The organism is Rathayibacter sp. AY1B7, from assembly GCF_002932735.1.
Taxonomy (GTDB): Bacteria; Actinomycetota; Actinomycetes; order Actinomycetales; family Microbacteriaceae; genus Rathayibacter.
Window position 1 is genome coordinate 87,152 of the sequence record NZ_PSWK01000003.1, and the last position, 16,446, is coordinate 103,597.

The following is a 16,446-nucleotide window of genomic DNA, read 5'->3' on the forward strand; positions in this document are numbered from 1 at the left end:
GCGCCTCCGGCCCGCAAGGATCCTCGGATCCGGCGGGCCGGACGCGTCCGAGCGGGACGTCAGTCGGCGCTCGCCGGGTCGCTGCCGACCGCGCCCTCGGTCTCGTCCGGCAGGTCGGCGTCGCCGGAGACGGTGTCTCCTCCGCTGTCGCCGTCGGTCACGGCGTCCGTGACACCGCGGTCGATCGCGGTGCCCCCGGGAGCGGCTCCCGCGGCGGACGCGTCGGCCGCGTCCTCGCCGGGCAGCACCGTCTGCGCGCCGCCGGTGTTCGGGACGGCGTCGCCGCCGGATCCGGGAAGGTCCTCGTTCACGTTCTGGTCGGCCATGTCGGCTCCTCTCGTCGGGGCTCCAGCCCAGCACGCGACGGGCCCCTCCGCAGGACGTTGACAGCGCGGGGACGAGGGGGCAGAGGCGGGCCGCGAGGCCGGGCGACGCGCCTTCACCGTGCTCCCCGGCGCTGTCAAGCGGACTGCCTCCGGGGCCGTCTGGTCGTAGCGTCGAGCTATGAACTCCTCCCGCACCGACTCTGTCAGCCGCATCGCCCGGGAGGATTTCGGCTGGTCGTCGCTGCTCCCCGGTCAGCGCGAGGCGATCGAGTCGGCGGCCTCCGGGCGCGACACGCTGCTGGTGCTGGCGACGGGCGGCGGCAAGTCCGCGGTCTACCAGATCGCCGGAGCCGAGCGCGGCGGCGTCGTCCTGGTCGTCTCCCCGCTCGTCGCCCTGCAGGCCGACCAGCTCGCCGCGATCGAGGCGGCTCCGGCGGCCCCGCCCGCCGTCGCGATCAACTCCTCCCAGGGCGCCGCGGCCGTCGCCCGCGCCTGGGACCGGATCGACGAGGGCGGCCCGCTCTACGTGCTCCTGGCGCCCGAGCAGCTCGCCAAGCCCGAGAACGTGGCGCGCCTGGCGGCCGCAGGAGTGTCGCTCCTGGTCGTCGACGAGGCGCACTGCGTCTCCTCCTGGGGCCACGACTTCCGCCCCGACTACCTCCGCCTGGCCGATGTGCGCGGCGAGCTCGGCGACCCGCCGGTGCTCGCGATGACCGCCACCGCCTCCGGGCCGGTGCGCGACGAGATCATCGAGCGCCTTCGGATGACCGACCCCGAGATCCAGGTGCACGGCGTCGACCGTCCGGAGATCCGGCTGGTGGTGCACCGCCACGAGAGCGAGAACGAGAAGCGCGCCGCCGTGGTCGAGGAGGCCCGCAGCTGGACGGCTCCGGGCCTGGTCTACGTCGCCACCCGCAAGGAGACGGAGGCCTACGCGGCCGACATCGCGGCGGAGGGGCGCCGGGTCGCGGCGTACCACGCCGGACTCAAGGTGTCCGAGCGCAAGGTCGTGCACGAGCAGTGGCGCGCCGGCGAGCTCGACGTCGTCGTCGCGACCTCGGCCTTCGGGATGGGCATCGACCGGGCCGACGTCCGCTTCGTGCTGCACGCGACGACCACCGAGTCGCTCGACGCGTACTACCAGGAGATCGGCCGCGCGGGCCGCGACGGCGAGCCGGCGACGGGCGCGCTGCACTACCGCGCCGAGGACCTCGGTCTCCGCCGCTTCTTCGCCAAGCGCTCGGTCGACAAGGCCGCGCTGCGCGTGATCTGGGCGGCCGTCTCGGAGCAGCCGGGGCTCGACTCCGCGGCTCTCGCGAAGGAGCTGGGGAAGCCGGCCCGCACGATCGCCCGGATCGTCAACGATCTCGCGGACGCGGGGCTGGTGGAGACCGGGTCCGGTCTGCGCGCCACGCGCGAGGCCTCGGGCGACGAGGCCGTGCACGCGGTGAAGGAGGCTCTGGCCTCCCGCGAGCGGATCGCGGAGTCGCGCCTGTCGATGATGCGCGCCTACGCGGAGACCAGCCAGTGCCGACGCCGAGTCCTGCTGGACTACTTCGGCGTGGAGTCGGCCGAGTGGTGCGGCAACTGCGACGGCTGCGAGCGGCACGAGGCGAGCGGCGAGACCGTCGAGGCGCCCGTGGACGCCCCTCTGAGCGTCGACGAGTCGGTGGAGCACCGCGAGTGGGGCGCCGGCACCGTGATGAGCGTGGAGGCCGACCGGGCGACGATCTTCTTCGAGTCCGAGGGCTACAAGGTGCTGTCGTTCCAGGCGCTCGAGTCCGGCGTCCTGCGCGAGCACGAGCACGCCTCCGCCTGACCCCGGCTCTCCGCGCCGGCCGATCGCCGCTCGCGGGACGCCGCTCCGGTACGGCAGGCACGGCGTGCCGTGCACCGGAGCGGCGTCCCGCGGAGGGGGTCAGACCTTCGAGACGGCCGAGCTCACGTCGGTGGGCTTCTCGTAGTCGCCGTCCGGGATCGCACGGAGGGCCTCGAGGACGTCGCCGTCCGCGCCCTCCTTCTCCGCGGTCTCGACGATCGTGTCCTTCGAGGCGGGGTAGTCGATGCCCGAGAGGTACTTCTGGATCTGGATCGGGTTGGGTGCGTCCATCGTGCTGTCCTTTCGTCGCCTTGCTGAGTGTTACGAGTGCTCTTCGGCGAAGAGCCGGTCGAAGGCGTCGACGCGCCGGTCGGTGACCGTCGTGGGCGTCTCGAGGTGCACGGCGCCGCTGGGCACGAGGCCCGCGCCGCCGAAGCGCTCCATGACGCGCCACTGCGCGGCGACGTCCTCACCGCTGTGCTCCGGGGGCAGCTGCTCCCAGAAGTCGAAGCCGCCGACGGCCAGGAGGGCGTCGCGGCGGTAGAGGACGCACGCGCCCAGCCAGGCGACCCGGTACGCGCGCCAGGCGCCCTCCGGGACGTCGAGGCGGGCGGCGACGTGCGTGAGATTGGCCGCGTTGTGCAGCGGCCAGCGCTCGAACTCCGGGGTTCCGCGCCGCACCCGCTCGGGCTCCACGCGCTCCTCCCAGGTCTCGAACGACTCGGTCTCGTGCGGGCGCACGTCCTCGAGGTAGGACAGGCCCTGCACCGCGGAGCCGACGAAGCCGCAGTCGAGGCGCTCGAGGGCCTCGTGCAGCCGCGAGAGCGTGCCCGGCTCGAGCCACACGTCGTCGTCGAGGAAGAGGACGGCCGGGGCGGTGGCGAGGGAGAGGAGGTAGTGCCTCTGCTCCGCGAGCCCGCGCCGGGGCAGGTGCCGGCGCACCACCGGAGCCCGGCCCTGCGCCTCCAGCACGCGCAGCATCGCGAGGATCGTCGGGTCGCTCTCGGCGACCGCGTCGTCGGACTGGTCGCTCACGATCACGCGGAAGGGCGGGTCGTCCTGGGCGGCGAGTCCGGCGAGCGTGGCGGCGAGCTCGGCACGGCGGCCGACCGTCGGCACCAGCACGTCGATCAGCGGCTGCCGGGGAGCCTCCGGGACCCCCCAGCGCCCGGACCACCGGCGGCTGGTCACGGCGCGGCCGATCGGATGCGCTGGACCATCTCGGTCGTGGAGTGCTCCGAGACGTAGCCGACCGTGGTGACGACGCCCCCGTAGGAGCGGACGATGGCCGCCTCCGCGAGCATGTTGGGGTTGTAGTCCCCGCCCTTCACGTAGACGTCGGGCTGCACGCGCTCGAGCAGCGGGATGGGGGTGTCTCCGCCGAAGAGAGTCACGTAGTCGACGCAGCCCAGCTCGGCGATCACGCCCGCGCGGTCGCCCTCCGGGTTGATCGGCCGTCCCTCGCCCTTCAGCCGCCGGACGGAGTCGTCGTCGTTCACCGCGACCACGAGCACGTCGCCGAGCTCGCGGGCCTGGCGGAGATACGCCGTGTGGCCGCGGTGCAGGACGTCGAAGCAGCCGTTGGTGAACACCACGCGGCGACCGCGGTGCGACTGCTCCGCGAGGACCTCGACGAGGGCGTCCTCGCCGAGCACGACGGCGCCGGGAGCGGCGAGGGAGGCGAGCAGGTCGTCGCCCGAGCAGACGGAGGTGCCGGGGCGCTGCACGACCACGTCGGCGGCGGCCTGCGCCAGATCGACGGCGGTGGCGAGGGAGCGGCCGGCGGCGAGGGCGAGGGTGGCGGTCGCGGCGAAGGTGTCTCCGGCGCCGGACGCCTGCTTCTCCTCCGCGGGCTGAGCGAAGGTGCGGCTGACCGTGCCGTCGGCGTCGAGCGCGGTGGAGCCGTCCCGGTCGAGGGTGACCACGACGTGCCGGGCGCCCGAGCGGGCGCGCAGGTCGTCCGCCGCGTCGCGCACGGCGGCAGCTCGCTCCGTCCCGCGGCCGAGGGAGCCGCCGAGCAGCCGCTCCGCCTCCTTGGCGTTCGGAGTGACGAGGTCCGGCCGGGCGAAGGCCCAGTCGGAGAGCTCGTGCGCGTCGACCACGAGGAGGCCGGGGCGCTCGACGGCGAGCAGGCGCTCGACGGCCTCGCGGAGGATCCCCGAGCCGTAGTCGCAGACCAGGACGGCGTCGGCGCCCGCGGCGGCCTCGGCGGCGGCACCGGCGAGCAGGGCCAGCTCGTCGTCGGCCGGGCGGTGCGGGCCGGAGTCGACGCGCAGCATCACGCTGTCGCCGCCGACCACGCGGGTCTTGATCGTCGTCGCGGCGCCGGTGCGGACGACCCGGGAGGTGTCCAGGCCGGCCCGGTCGAGGGCGCGCACGAGCCGGTCGCCCTCGGAGTCGCGTCCGGCCACACCGACCGTGCGGACGACGGCGCCCAGCGCGCGCAGGTTGGCGGCGGTGTTGGCGGCCCCGCCCGCGACGTCGACGACGTCCTCGAGCCGCAGGACCGGCGCGGGCGCCTCCCGCGTGACGCGCTCCGCCTCGCCGAGCCACCAGGAGTCGAGGATGAGGTCCCCGATCACGGCGACGACCGGTGGGCGCTCGTGGACGTGCGCCAGGAGGGCGCTCGCCCGCTGGAGCGCCGAGCCCTCGAGGCTCATCGCGCGCCTCCCGGCAGGACGGGCAGGCCGAAGTGCACGACCGTGGTGGTGGTCATCTCGTCGAGCAGCTCCGGGCCGTAGCCGAAGCCGGAGCCGGATGCTCCGCGGGGCTGGGCGCTGCCGCCCGGCGCTCCTCCGAAGACGCCGTTGACCTTGACTGTGCCGACCGGCAGCGTCGCCGCGGCGCGGTGAGCGTGCTCCATGTCGGCGGTGAGGATCGAGGCGGCCAGGCCGTAGGGGCTCGCGGCGGCCAGGTCCAGGCCCTCGTCGAAGGAGTCGACGACGCGGATCGGCGCGACGGGCCCGAAGGTCTCCTCCGTCATCACCAGCATCGACTCGGTGCAGTCGGCCAGGACGGTCGCGGGGTAAAAGGTGCCGTCCCCGGGAGTGCCGCCGGTGAGGGCGCGCGCGCCGCTGCCGAGCGCCTCCGTGACGTGCTCGTGGACGGCGTCGCGCATGCGGGCGTCGACGAGGCGGGGGAGCGGGCCCGCGCTCCAGCGGTCGGCCTCGGCGACCAGCGCCGCCGTGAACGCCTCGGCGATGTCGCGGTGCACGTAGATCCGCTCGACGGAGGTGCAGATCTGGCCGGCGTTGGCGAAGGCGCCCAGCGCGGCCTGCTCGGCGGCCCAGACCGGATCGACGTCGCGGTCGACGACGAGCGCGTCGTTGCCGCCGTTCTCGAGGATCACGTGCGCGCCGGTGACGGCGGCGACCCGGGCGAGCGCGCGGCCGGTGGCGGTCGAGCCGACGTGGGCGAGGACGTCGACGCCCTCGGTGCGCGCCAGCTCGTCGCCGACCGCCCCGTCGCCCTCGACCAGGGTCAGCACGCCCTCGGGCAGCGCCTCGGCGAGGATGCTCGTGAAGAGGGCGCCCGTGCCCGGACTGCGCTCGCTCGGCTTGTGCACGACGACGTCACCGGAGACGATCGCGGCGCCCAGGAGGCCCGCAGCGACGGCGACCGGGTCGTTCCACGGAGTGAGGGCGAGCACGACACCGCGCGGGTGCGGCAGGGCGAGATCGACGTTGAGCGCCCCTCCGCGCAGGCTCCTCCCGCGGTGCAGCGGGCCGAGCTCGGCGTACTGGAGCAGCGTGTCGACACCGGCGCGGACGCCGCCCAGGGCGTCGCCGGCGGGCTTGCCCGTCTCCTGCGTGTTGAGGTCGGCGAGCTCCTGCTCGCGCTCGGCCACGCGGTGGGCGGCGGCACGGAGCAGGGCGCCGCGCTCGGCGGGCGCGGTGGCGGCCCACGCGGGGAACGCGGTCCGCGCGCGGCGGACGGCGTCGGCGGCGGTCGTGGCGGGGGTCGTGATGTCGATGGTCACGGTCACCTCTCGGTCGGGGGCGCCCGCGGAGTGGCGGACGCATTCGTCCGGTACCCGGGTGGTGCGCGCCTAGACACGCCGCCTCGGGAATCCGCCCCCGGATCGGCGACGAGGGCTCGCCGCCGATCCGGTTTCGGATCGGTCCCGGCGGGGAAGTGGAGGAGTGCACCGTCCCCGGAGTGGCGCCCGCGCGCCCTCCGCACCTGAGAGGAACCCGTCGTGGTCGCCATCGCCCCCCTCCGAGAGCCCTTCGCCGGAGTCGAGAGGATCGCCGTCCTGCGCGGCGGCGGACTCGGCGACCTGCTGTTCGCGCTGCCCGCCGTCGACGCCCTCGCGGCCGCCTACCCGGGAGCCGATATCACCCTGCTCGGGACGCCCGCGCACCGGGTCCTGCTGACGGGCGTCGAGTCGCCGATCGCCGACGTCGAGATCCTGCCGGTGGCGCAGGGCGTCCGCGACGGAGAGGGGGAGGACCCCCGGGTCGTCGAGGACTTCACCGAGCGGATGCGCGCGCGCCGCTTCGACCTGGCCGTGCAGCTGCACGGCGGCGGGCGCTACTCCAACCCGTTCCTCCAGCGCCTCGGCGCGCGCCACACGGTCGGGTCGCGCACCGACGACGCCGCGGAGCTCGAGCGCACGATCCCCTACGTCTACTACCAGCACGAGATGCTGCGGGCGCTCGAGATCGTCGGGCTGGCCGGAGCGCCCGCGACCCGCCTCGAGCCGGCGCTCGCCGTGGATCCGGAGCGGCGGGACCGCCTCGCCGCGGCGCTGCCCGCGGGCGGCCCGCTGGTGCTGATCCACCCCGGGGCGACCGATCCCCGCCGGCGCTGGCCCGCCGCCTCCTTCGCCGCCGTGGCGACGGAGCTGCTGGCGGACGGCGCGCGCGTGCTGGTGGTGGGCGACGCCTCCGACGTGCCCGCCGCAGACGAGATCGTCGCCGGAGCGCCGGGAGCGGTCTCCTGGGCGGGCGTCGTGGACCTCCCGGACCTCGCTCCGCTGCTCTCGCTCGCCGACCTCGTGCTCGGCAACGACTCCGGACCCCGCCATCTCGCCGCCGCGGTCGGCGCTCCGACGGTCGGGGTCTTCTGGGTGGGCAACGCGATCAACGCCGCGGCCCTCGGGCGGCAGCGCCACCGGGTGCAGCTGAGCTGGACCACGCACTGCCCGGTCTGCGGGCGCGACGCCACGCAGGTCGGCTGGACCGCTCCGCGCTGCGAGCACGACGTCACGTTCGTCGGCGACGTGCGCGTCGAGGCGGTGCTCGAGGACGTCCGCGGGGTGCTCGCCTCCACCCGCTGAACCGCGAGACGCCGCCTCGGTACGCGACGCGCCGGGGCGTGCGGACCGAGGTGGCGTCTCGCGGCGGGGGATCCGGGGCGCGCCCGGATCAGCGGATCACGGCCAGGACGGCTCCTCCTCGTGCGTGATGACGAGCTCGCGGACCTCGCAGCCGCGCGGCTGGCCGAGGACGAACATGACGGCGTTCGCCACGTTCTCCGGGTCGTTCAGCAGCGCGTCCGGACCCGGCTTGTACTGCTCGTCGCGGTCGTCGAAGAAGCGCGTCTTCATGCCCGACGGGATCAGCGTGGTCACGCCGATCTCGCCCTTGGTCTCGGCCGCGAGCGCGCGGGTGAAGCCGAGCACGCCGAACTTCGAGGCGCAGTACGCGGTCGCGTCCGAGACGGCCTTGATCGCGAGCGAGGAGGCGACGGTGACGACGCGGCCGTGCGTCTCGGTGAGGAAGGGCAGGGCCGCCCGGACGACGGCCGCGGTGCCGAGGAGGTTCACGGAGATGACCCGCTCCCACTCCTCCGGCTCCACATCGACGAGGCGGCCGCAGCGATCGATGCCGGCCGCGGTGACGACGGCGTCGAGCCCGCCGTGCTCGCGGGCGATCTCGACAACCGCCTTCTCGGCCTCGCGGGTCTTCGCGACGTCGACCTGGTAGGCGGCGACGCCCTCCTTCACCGACGACACGTCGCGGTCGAGCACGATCGGGGTGCCGCCGGCGGCGGTGACCGCGGCGGCGACGGCCGCACCGAGCCCGGAGGCTCCTCCGGTGATCAGGACGCGGCCGATGGGGGTGGGAGTGGTGCTCATGGTTTCCTTCCGGGGGTGGTCTGCGGGCCTCGTGGGCCGCGGGTCAGCCGACGCGCGCGAGCGCGGCGGCGAGATGGGTGGTCGAGCGTCCCGGGTGGTACGGCACGGTCAGGACCCGGCCGCCCCACTCCGCCACCGTCGCCGTCTCGGGGAGGGACTCGGCGGAGTAGTCGCCGCCCTTCACCCAGACGTCGGGGCGGATGCGGCGCAGCGCCTCGTCCGGCGTGTCCTCGCCGAAGACCAGCACGGCGTCGACGCACTCGAGCGCGAGCAGCAGGTCGACGCGGTCGTCCTCGGGGATGATCGGCCGCGCCGCGCCCTTGAGGCGGCGGACGGAGTCGTCCGAGTTGAGGCAGACGATCAGGCAGTCGCCGAGCGCGCGCGCGGCCGAGAGGGTGCGGGCGTGGCCGGCGTGGAGCAGGTCGAAGCAGCCGCCGGTCGCGACCACGGTGCCTCCTGCCGCGCGGACGGACTCGGCGACGCGCAGGGCGTCGACACCGCCGCCGTGGAGGGGAGCGGGGTCGGCGGGAGCGGACAGGGAGGCGACCCCTCCCGCGAGGAGGTAGGCGCCGGCCGCGGCGACCGCCGCCTGCACCGCCTCCGACGTGCTCGCGCCCTCGGCGAGGGCGACGGCGGCGGAGGCGGCGAACCGGTCGCCCGCGCCGCACGGGTCGGTGGGCGGCACGGCGACGGCCGGTGCGACGACCGGGACGCCGGCGCCGCGGGAGCGCAGCAGTGCGCCGGAGGATCCCATCGTGACGGTGACCGCACCGCAGCCCCAGCGCTCGAGGAGGGTGGTCGCGGCGGACTCGGCGCGCGTCACTCCGCGGCCGACGGCTCCCGAGAAGGCGGTGGCCTCGGCCAGGTTCGGGGTGGCGAGGGAGGTGGCGGCGACCGGCTGCGAGCCCCGCGGGTGCGGATCCCACACCAGCGGCACGGTGAGCGCGTCGAGCGCCGTGCGGAGCGACGGCTCCTCGGTCAGGCGGCGGCCGTAGTCGGCGACGATCACGGCGTCGGCGTCGGCGAGCGCGGCGAGCATCGCGTCGGTGACGCCGGGGACGGGCGGCGTCTCGCAGCCGCGGTCGATCCGCACGACGGCCTGGCCGGAGGCGGCGACGCGGGTCTTCACCGGCGTCGGCGCTCCCGAGGGCCCGGCGACCAGGCGGACGCCGGACAGCTCGGCGCGCAGCTCCGCCACGTCCGGATCCGAGTCCTCGGCGAGCGCGGTCACCAGCGTCACCTCGTGCCCGTCGCGGGCGAGCATCCGGGCGACGAGTCCGGCACCGCCGGCGCGGGCACTGCGGGCCGACACGTCGACCACGGGGACGGGGGCGTCCGGGCTCAGCCGCTCGGCGGGTCCGGAGAGGTCGACGTCGAGCATCACGTCGCCGACGACGACGAGGCGCAGGCGGCTCACGCGGCGGCCGCCGTCCGCGCGCGGATCCGGTGCTCGAAGGCCCGGCAGAGCGCGTGAACGAGCACCAGCTGCGCCTCCTGCACATTGGAGCCGTGGCCCTCGAGGGCGATCGCCTCATCGCAGAGCTCGGTGAGCGGGTTCGGCCCCTCGCCGGTCAGCGCCCACGACCGGGCGCCCGCCGCACGGGCGGCCTCCGCGGCGTGGAGGAGGTTCGCGCTGCGTCCGCTGGTGGAGAGCAGCACCACGACGTCCCCCGCCCGGGCGTGCGCGGTGACCTGGCGCGAGAACACGTGGTCGAAGCCGTAGTCGTTGCCGATCGCGGTCAGGCTCGACGTCTCGGCGTGCAGCGAGATGGCGGAGAAGGGGACGCGGTCGCCGTCGAAGCGGCCGACGAGCTCGGCGGTGAGGTGCTGCGCCTCGGCCGCGGAGCCGCCGTTGCCCGCGGCGAGCAGGCGCGCGCCGGAGTGCAGGCGGTCGGCGAGCTCGACGCCCCAGGCGGCGATCCTGTCGGAGTGGCGCTCCAGCTGCGCGACCGCGTCGAGCGCGCGCGCCACGTGGTCGTCGACGAGGCGCCGGGCGGCATCGGCCGGGGTGTCCAGAACGGTGTCGATGGTCGCGGTGTCGATGGTCATCGTCGCGGAGCCGCCTTCCGGGTGGTGGGGGATGAGGGTGCGCTCGTGGCGCCGGTGAGGAGCGACTCGTCGCCGAGGCCGGCGAGGGTCGTGACGTAGGCGCGCTCGGTGTCGGCGGCGACGCGGTCCCAGGAGTAGCGGGACTCGACGCGCTCGCGGCCGACGGCCCCGTAGGCGCGGGCGCGGTCGGGGTCCTCCAGCAGCGAGCCGAGGGCGGCGGCCAGGGCGACCGGGTCGCGCGGAGGCACGTGGACCCCGGTGACGTCCTCGACCACGGTGTCGATCAGGCCGCCCACGGAGGAGGCGACGACCGGCACGCCGCAGGCCATCGCCTCGAGCGGAGTGATGCCGAACGGCTCGTACCAGGGCGCGCAGACCACGACGTCGGCCGAGCGGAGCATCGCGGGCATCTCGGTCTGCGAGAGCTGGCCGACGAAGTCGACGCGGTCCGCGACGCCGAGGCTCTCGGCCACGCCGTGCAGCCGCTGGTACTCGGGGTCCGCGGTCAGCGCGTCGCCGGAGCCGGAGCCCCCGACGACGACGAGCTCGGCGTCGTGTCCGGCCGCGACCAGGTGCGCGAGCGCCTCGATCGCGATGCCCATGCCCTTGCGCGGCACCAGGCGTCCGATGGTCATCAGCCGCGAGCGCTCGCCGCGGGGCGCGACCGGGCCCTCGACCGAGAACCGGTCAATGTCGACACCGCAGGGCACCACCGAGATGCGCGAGGTCGGCACGCCGAGCCCCTTGAGCTCGAAGGCCTCGTCCGAGCAGGTGGCGACGACGCCGTCGGCCTTCTGGCCCACTCCGGGCTCGAGCCAGGCGCGCTCCTCGGGGCTGGTGTCGAGCGCACCCTGCTGGCGGCGCTTGACCACGCCCAGCGCGTGGAAGGTGTGGAGGACGGGCACGCGCCGCCCGGTGGCGCGCTCCACCCGCTCGGAGGCGTCGAGCGCGGCGACCCCGGACATCCAGAAGTGGCTGTGCACGAGGTCCGGCCGCTCCTGCAGCCACTCCTCGGTGAGGTCGACGGCGAAGTCGCCCATGAAGGGCAGCAGCTCGTCCTTGGACACCCGGCGCGGCGGTCCGGCGTCGATGTGCACGACCTCGACTCCCGAGGTGAAGGGCACGCGCCGGGGGAGGGAGGGGTCGTCGCGGCGGGTGTAGACGACGACGCGGTGGCCGCGGCGGGCGAGCGCGTCGGCGAGCGCCGCCACGTGGACGTTCTGACCGCCGGCGTCGACGCCGCCGAGGGTCGCCAGCGGGCTCGCGTGCTCCGAGACCATGGCGATCGTCAGCGCGGGCGCGGCGGAGAGGTGCTGCTTCATCGGGTGCTCCCTTCCAGAGCGGGCTCCGGCGACCGGCGTCCGGGGAGGTCGGCGAGGACCTCGTCCCAGTCGCGGTGGAACCGGGCGAGGCCGTAGTGCGCGAGCGCGGCCTCGCGGGCGACGGCGCCGGCGCGGGCGGCCCGGTCCGGGTCCTCGACGAGCGCCCGGGCCGAGGCGACGAGGGCGTCGAGGTCGTTCGAGACCGCTCCGGCCTCGGGCGGGACGGCGCGCCCCGCCTCCGTCACGTCGAGCGCGACGACGGGCATCCCGAGGTGCATCGCCTCCAGCAGTGCGAGGCCGAGGGAGGTCCAGCGGAACGGGTGCAGGTAGACCCGGCGGCGGGCCAGGGCCGCGTGCATCGCCTGGGTGCGGACGTCGCCGAGGACCGTCACGTCCTCCAGGCCCGGCAGCTCGGCGAGCCGGTCGGTCTTCATCCCGAAGACGTCCAGCGGAGCGACGGCGCCGAAGCGGGGGAGCAGGTCGGTCCCGGCGACCCGGCCCCGGCGGACGGGCTCGTTGACGACCACGCCGAAGTGCGGCAGCTCGCCGGTGTAGAGGGGACCCGGGTCGTGGATCCCGTGCTCGATCACCGTCGTCCGCGTCGATCCGGTGTCCCACATCAGGGCGTTGAAGTGGGTGACGTGGACGATCAGCAGGTCGTCGCGGTCGGCGAGCGGGTGGCGGTTGTCCGGCACGTCCCCGCGGGGGGTGTTGTGCTCCACGTAGACGGCGGGCACGTCGCGGCCGAGGCGTCGCCCGAGCAGGCGCTCGGCCTCGGCGAGCTCCTCGGGCCTCTGGAGGAGGACCGCGTCGACGTCGGCGTCGTGCAGCTCCTCGGGGGCGATCTCGACGGCGCTCGGCCAGTCGCGGCCGCCGGTGCCCAGGCCCCAGCCGTCGCGGGCCGGAGTCGTGGGGAGCAGGTAGGTGTGGGCGCCGCGGACGAAGGCGTCCGCCCAGCCGCCGTGCACGTGCCAGAGCAGGATCCTCATGCGATGGCCTCTCTCGGGGAAGTCGTGGGTCGGAGTCGGAGGGCGGCGGCGACCGCCTCCTCGGCGCTCACCTCCGCGAGGCACGGATGGCCGGGGACGGGGCACACGCGGGCGCGCGAGCCGGCGCAGGGCGCCTCCTGGTCGCCGAGCAGCGCGACCGGGACGCCGTAGGGCGCCCAGCGCACGGCCGGGACGACCGGCGCGAAGAGGCTGACCACGGGGGTTCCGACCGCGGCGGCGAGGTGCGCGGGGCCGGTGTTGCCGCAGATCACGACCTCGGCGCCGGCCAGCACCTCGGCGGCGCCGGGGAAGTCCGTCGCCCCGCCGAGGTCGATGCCGCGGGAGCCCGCGACCTCGGCCGTGAGGGAGCGCTCGCCCGGGCCGCCGGTGACGACGACGGCGAGGCCCGCGTCCGCCAGCAGCTCGACGGCGCGGGCCGCGTTCGCCGCGGGCCAGGCGCGGGCGGGGACGGCTGCCCCGGGGTGCACGACCGCGTAGGGGCCGATCCCCTCGAGAGCGGCGGGCAGCACGCCCTCGCGGCGCACGCGGAGCCGTCCGTCGTCGCCGGCGGGCAGCGCGAAGCCGGCCGCCGCCGCGATCGCGAGCGCGCGCTCCGGCTCCGGCTGGTCCTCCTCGAGGGTCTCGCCCGGGACGAGGCGCACATCGAGCAGGGCGCCCGCGAAGTCGACCGAGGCGCCCGTGATGCGGGCGACACCGGCGAGGCGGAGCAGCAGGGCCAGCGGCAGCGGCGACTGGTGGAAGGAGGTGAGGATCACGGCCTCGTCCGGCGCGAACTCCTCGACGATCGCGCGCAGCTCGTCGACGAGCTCGTCGTCGACGGGGCGGGAGGCGTCGCCGATCCACGGGCACCACCAGGTGCGGACGGAGGAGGGACCCGGCAGCAGCGCGGCCGCGGGCGCTCCCTGCGGACCGCTCAGCAGCAGCACCTCGGCGTCGGCCGCGATCGCGCGGACGGCGGGTCCGCACAGCAGGACGTCTCCCGCGCTGTCCAGGCGGGCGACGAGCACGCGGCGCCTCACTCGGCGTCCTCGTCGGGCTGCATCGCGAGCAGCAGCTCGACCGCCTCGAGGAGCGTCGCCGCCTGCAGCGGAGCGGCGTCCACCTCCTCGGCGCGGGTGACCGGAGTCGGCACCAGCACTCCACGGGCGCCGGCCGCGGCGGCGGCGCCGACGTCGGCCCCGATGTCGCCGATCACGGCGAGGGACCGTGCCGGCAGTCCCAGCTGCTCGGCGGCGCCGAGAACCATGCCGGGCCGGGGCTTCCGGCAGGAGCAGCCGTCCTCCGGGCCGTGGGGGCAGAGCATCCACACGTCGAAGCCGCCGAAGAGCTCGTCCACGCGCCGGTTCACCGCGTCGGCCTGGCCGCGGTCGATGATCCCGCGGGCGATCCCGGACTGGTTGGTGACCACGCCCAGAACCAGTCCCGCCTCGCGCGCCCGCTCGACCGCCGCGAGGGCGGTGGGCATAGGGGAGACCTGCGCCGGGTCGCCGTTGTAGGGCACGTCGACCACGAGCGTCGCATCGCGGTCGAAGAGGATCCCCCGCAGGCGCGGGGCCCTCGCGCGCTCGTCGGCGCTCCGGGAGGAGGAGTCGTTCACCTTCTCCTCGTACCCCTCGACCGGGGATGTAAACCCCCTTCCGGGGAAGTCGGTCCCTCCGGGCGCGTCGCTCGCATCTGCGGGCGGCGCGTCTGAGGTGCGCGCAGCGGGGTACGGGGACTCCGACAGGAAGGAGGCGCCGTGCGCGCTCTCACCGCCCCGGACGGGACTCCGGAGATCCTCGCGCTGCGCGCCCTCAAGCTCGGCGACCTGCTCGTCGCCGTCCCGGCGCTCAAGGCTCTGCGCCGCGGCTTCCCGGACCACCGGCTGATCATGGCGACCACGCCCTGGCTCGAGCCGATCGTCGACCTGGTCGAGGGCGTGGATGCGCTCGTGCCCACCCTCCGCGGACTCGACGACCCGCTGCCGATGGCCGCCGGCCGGGTCGAGCTCGGCGTGAACCTCCACGGCAACGGCCCCGAGTCGCGGCTGCGGCTGCGCGAGATCGCGCCCGAGCGCACGCTGGAGTTCCGCGTCCCGGCGCTGGACCCGGGCGCGGGCCCGGAGGACCCGCGGCCGCTCTGGATCGACGGCGAGCTCGAGCGCGCCCGCTGGGCCCGGCTGGTGAACTCGATCGGTCTCGACGCCGACCCCGAGGACGTCGCGATCGCCGTCCCGGAGGAGCCCGCCTCGGCCCCCGGAGCCGCCGTCGTGCACATCGGGGCCTTCTACGGCTCGCGCGAGTGGCCGGAGGAGCGCTTCGCCGCGGTGGCCCGCTCCCTCACCGCCGAGGGGCACCGCGTCGTCTACACCGGGGGCGCGAACGAGGCCGACCGCGCCCGCCGCGTCGCCGAGCTCGCCGGCACGGGCGAGGTGCTGGCGGGGGAGCTCGCGCTCAGCGGGTTCGCCGCGGTCGTCGCGGCCGCCGAGGTCGTGGTGACCGTCGACACCGGAGCCGCGCACCTCGCCTCCGCGTACGGCGTCCCCTCGGTCGTGATCTTCGGTCCGGCACCGCCCGAGGCCTGGGGCCCTCCGGCCTCGGGTCCGCACGTCGTGCTGACCGACGCCTCCCTCCGCCGCGGCGACGTCTTCTCCGCCGAGCCGGACCCGGCGCTGCTCGCGGTCCAGGTCGACGACGTCCTCGCCGCCCTCGCGTCGCTCCCGTCGCGTGCCGAGGCCCACCTCAGGCGGACTTCAGCCGCGTCGCCGGTCGGACCGGAGTGACCGTGGCCACGCGGGCCCGCGGAGCGCGCGGCTGATGGCTGCGCGAGGGGGCGCCGAGCCGGTCGGCGAGCTGCGCGAGGATCCGCCGCTGCAGGCGCGAGACCTGCATCTGCGTCGTCCCCAGGGCGTCGGCTATCTGCTGCTGGGTCCGCTCCTCGACGAAGCGCATGCGCAGGAGCTCGCGCTGGCCCTCCTCGAGCTCGGCGAGGGCCTCGGCGAGCCCGTGCCGCCGGTCGATCTCGAGCAGCCGCTCGTCCTCGCCGCCGAGGGTGTCGCCCAGGCCGACGCCGCCCTCGCCCACGGTCTCGTCGAGGGAGAGCGGATGCCCCGCGAGGCGCGCGTCGGCCACCTCCGTCGCGTCCACTCCGAGGCGGCGGGCGATCTCCTGGTCGGTGGGGTGACGGCCGAGCTCCTGCGCGAGCTCGTCGGCGACGACGGCGGAGCGGCGGTGCAGCTCCTGCACGCCGCGCGGCGGCCGGATCATCCAGCCGAGGTCGCGGAGGTGGCGCTTGAGCTCGCCGGTGATCGTGGGGACGGCGAACGCGGCGAAGCTGTCGCCGCGCTCGGGAGTGAAGCGGCGGGCGGCCTTCACGAGGCCCACGTAGGCGACCTGGCGCAGATCCGCCCAGTCGCCTCCGCTCCGGGAGACCCGGCGGGCCATGGCCTCGGCCAGGCCCAGGTGGTCGAGCACGATGCGCTCGCGGATGCGCGCGCCCTCGGCGGCCTCCGCGCTCACCGCGGCCTGGAAGAGCGAGAGCGTGCGGGCGTCCTTCTCCTCCCGTGCCGCCTCGGTGAGGGCGCTCGGGCGGTCGGTGCGGGGGTCGAGATCGATCGTGCTCATCAGTGCTCCTTCCGGGCACGCTCGCGCGGAGGCCCGGCGCGGCCTGCGGTGCGGCGCTCGGGCCCTCTCGACGAGAGGCCCGGGGTCAGCGCACCACTGCTCCTGCTCGCTCGGGGAGTCCGTTGACTCGGAGCAGTGCTGTCCGGTAGAAGCAGTCGCCGCGAGGCGCGCACCGTGCCCGGGGCGGAGGCGCCACGGCCCCCGCGATCCCGGGCGCCGCACCGCCTCCCGCCGGT

At 75.7% G+C, this 16,446-nt stretch carries 16 protein-coding genes; 3 read left to right on the plus strand and 13 right to left on the minus strand.

What is annotated here, in order from left to right; genetic code table 11:
* Nucleotides 1-59: 59 nt before the first annotated feature.
* Nucleotides 60-326 carry a hypothetical protein gene (locus C5C95_RS02785; RefSeq protein WP_104226254.1) on the minus strand — a complete coding sequence of 89 codons (267 nt, stop codon included), beginning with the start codon at nt 324-326 and terminating at the stop codon, nt 60-62.
* 178 nt (nt 327-504) lie between these two features.
* Here C5C95_RS02785 and C5C95_RS02790 point away from each other — a divergent pair, with 178 nt between their 5' ends.
* Nucleotides 505-2,145 (plus strand): RecQ family ATP-dependent DNA helicase, encoded by a 1,641-nt coding sequence (locus C5C95_RS02790; RefSeq protein WP_104323744.1) that lies wholly within the window; start codon nt 505-507, stop codon nt 2,143-2,145.
* Nucleotides 2,146-2,244: 99 nt separating this feature from the next.
* On the opposite strand, the gene C5C95_RS02795 is transcribed toward C5C95_RS02790, so the two are convergent.
* From C5C95_RS02795 to C5C95_RS02810, 4 genes are read right to left on the minus strand one after another with little or no spacing between them, the layout of a single operon-like run.
* A complete protein-coding gene (locus tag C5C95_RS02795) occupies nt 2,245-2,436 on the minus strand; it encodes a DUF2795 domain-containing protein (RefSeq protein WP_104223528.1) in 192 nt (63 codons plus the stop codon).
* Between the two features lie 30 nt (nt 2,437-2,466).
* Nucleotides 2,467-3,336, minus strand: a complete 870-nt coding sequence (locus C5C95_RS02800) for a glycosyltransferase family A protein (RefSeq protein WP_219812158.1) — start codon at nt 3,334-3,336, stop codon at nt 2,467-2,469.
* A complete protein-coding gene (gene rfaE2, locus C5C95_RS02805; protein ID WP_104323745.1) occupies nt 3,333-4,805 on the minus strand; it encodes a D-glycero-beta-D-manno-heptose 1-phosphate adenylyltransferase in 1,473 nt (490 codons plus the stop codon). The genes C5C95_RS02800 and rfaE2 overlap by 4 nt, the downstream gene beginning before the upstream one ends.
* Complete coding sequence (locus tag C5C95_RS02810) at nt 4,802-6,124, minus strand: aldehyde dehydrogenase (RefSeq protein WP_258063235.1); 1,323 nt, start codon at nt 6,122-6,124, stop codon at nt 4,802-4,804. The genes rfaE2 and C5C95_RS02810 overlap by 4 nt, the downstream gene beginning before the upstream one ends.
* A gap of 219 nt (nt 6,125-6,343) precedes the next feature.
* Between C5C95_RS02810 and C5C95_RS02815 the strand changes: the two genes are divergently transcribed.
* Nucleotides 6,344-7,426, plus strand: a complete 1,083-nt coding sequence (locus C5C95_RS02815; protein ID WP_104323746.1) for a glycosyltransferase family 9 protein — start codon at nt 6,344-6,346, stop codon at nt 7,424-7,426.
* 96 nt (nt 7,427-7,522) lie between these two features.
* Here the strand turns inward: C5C95_RS02815 and C5C95_RS02820 are convergent, their stop codons facing one another.
* The 7 genes from C5C95_RS02820 to C5C95_RS02850 are packed head-to-tail and all read right to left on the minus strand — an operon-like array spanning nt 7,523 to nt 14,205.
* Nucleotides 7,523-8,227 carry an SDR family oxidoreductase gene (locus tag C5C95_RS02820; RefSeq protein ID WP_104250150.1) on the minus strand — a complete coding sequence of 235 codons (705 nt, stop codon included), beginning with the start codon at nt 8,225-8,227 and terminating at the stop codon, nt 7,523-7,525.
* A gap of 43 nt (nt 8,228-8,270) precedes the next feature.
* Nucleotides 8,271-9,635, minus strand: coding sequence for a PfkB family carbohydrate kinase (locus C5C95_RS02825; protein ID WP_104239116.1), 1,365 nt, complete (start codon nt 9,633-9,635; stop codon nt 8,271-8,273).
* Between the two features lie 5 nt (nt 9,636-9,640).
* A complete protein-coding gene (locus tag C5C95_RS02830) occupies nt 9,641-10,276 on the minus strand; it encodes an SIS domain-containing protein (RefSeq protein ID WP_104247441.1) in 636 nt (211 codons plus the stop codon).
* The gene (locus C5C95_RS02835; RefSeq protein WP_104323783.1) at nt 10,273-11,568 is read right to left on the minus strand and encodes a glycosyltransferase; all 1,296 of its coding nucleotides are present in this window, start codon (nt 11,566-11,568) and stop codon (nt 10,273-10,275) included. The genes C5C95_RS02830 and C5C95_RS02835 overlap by 4 nt, the downstream gene beginning before the upstream one ends.
* A gap of 26 nt (nt 11,569-11,594) precedes the next feature.
* The gene (locus C5C95_RS02840; protein ID WP_104323747.1) at nt 11,595-12,587 is read right to left on the minus strand and encodes a glycosyltransferase; all 993 of its coding nucleotides are present in this window, start codon (nt 12,585-12,587) and stop codon (nt 11,595-11,597) included.
* A complete protein-coding gene (locus C5C95_RS02845) occupies nt 12,584-13,627 on the minus strand; it encodes a glycosyltransferase family 9 protein (RefSeq protein ID WP_219814738.1) in 1,044 nt (347 codons plus the stop codon). The genes C5C95_RS02840 and C5C95_RS02845 overlap by 4 nt, the downstream gene beginning before the upstream one ends.
* Nucleotides 13,624-14,205 (minus strand): HAD family hydrolase, encoded by a 582-nt coding sequence (locus C5C95_RS02850; protein WP_104323748.1) that lies wholly within the window; start codon nt 14,203-14,205, stop codon nt 13,624-13,626. The genes C5C95_RS02845 and C5C95_RS02850 overlap by 4 nt, the downstream gene beginning before the upstream one ends.
* Nucleotides 14,206-14,346: 141 nt before the next feature.
* Here C5C95_RS02850 and C5C95_RS02855 point away from each other — a divergent pair, with 141 nt between their 5' ends.
* Nucleotides 14,347-15,369: a glycosyltransferase family 9 protein gene (locus tag C5C95_RS02855; RefSeq protein ID WP_104323749.1), complete on the plus strand. Its 1,023-nt coding sequence runs from the start codon at nt 14,347-14,349 to the stop codon at nt 15,367-15,369.
* Here C5C95_RS02855 and C5C95_RS02860 read toward each other — a convergent pair.
* A complete protein-coding gene (locus C5C95_RS02860) occupies nt 15,329-16,210 on the minus strand; it encodes a sigma-70 family RNA polymerase sigma factor (RefSeq protein ID WP_104226266.1) in 882 nt (293 codons plus the stop codon). The genes C5C95_RS02855 and C5C95_RS02860 overlap by 41 nt on opposite strands.
* Nucleotides 16,211-16,446 lie beyond the last annotated feature (236 nt).

Excerpts from the sequence above, each read along its gene's own strand:
- C5C95_RS02785 (WP_104226254.1), bottom strand. The coding sequence starts at position 326 with ATGGCCGACCAGAACGTGAACGAGGACCTTCCCGGATCCGGCGGCGAC.
- C5C95_RS02790 (WP_104323744.1), top strand. The coding sequence starts at position 505 with ATGAACTCCTCCCGCACCGACTCTGTCAGCCGCATCGCCCGGGAGGAT.
- C5C95_RS02795 (WP_104223528.1), bottom strand. The coding sequence starts at position 2,436 with ATGGACGCACCCAACCCGATCCAGATCCAGAAGTACCTCTCGGGCATC.
- rfaE2 (WP_104323745.1), bottom strand. The coding sequence starts at position 4,805 with ATGAGCCTCGAGGGCTCGGCGCTCCAGCGGGCGAGCGCCCTCCTGGCG.
- C5C95_RS02820 (WP_104250150.1), bottom strand. The coding sequence starts at position 8,227 with ATGAGCACCACTCCCACCCCCATCGGCCGCGTCCTGATCACCGGAGGA.
- C5C95_RS02830 (WP_104247441.1), bottom strand. The coding sequence starts at position 10,276 with ATGACCATCGACACCGCGACCATCGACACCGTTCTGGACACCCCGGCC.
- C5C95_RS02840 (WP_104323747.1), bottom strand. The coding sequence starts at position 12,587 with ATGAGGATCCTGCTCTGGCACGTGCACGGCGGCTGGGCGGACGCCTTC.
- C5C95_RS02860 (WP_104226266.1), bottom strand. The coding sequence starts at position 16,210 with ATGAGCACGATCGATCTCGACCCCCGCACCGACCGCCCGAGCGCCCTC.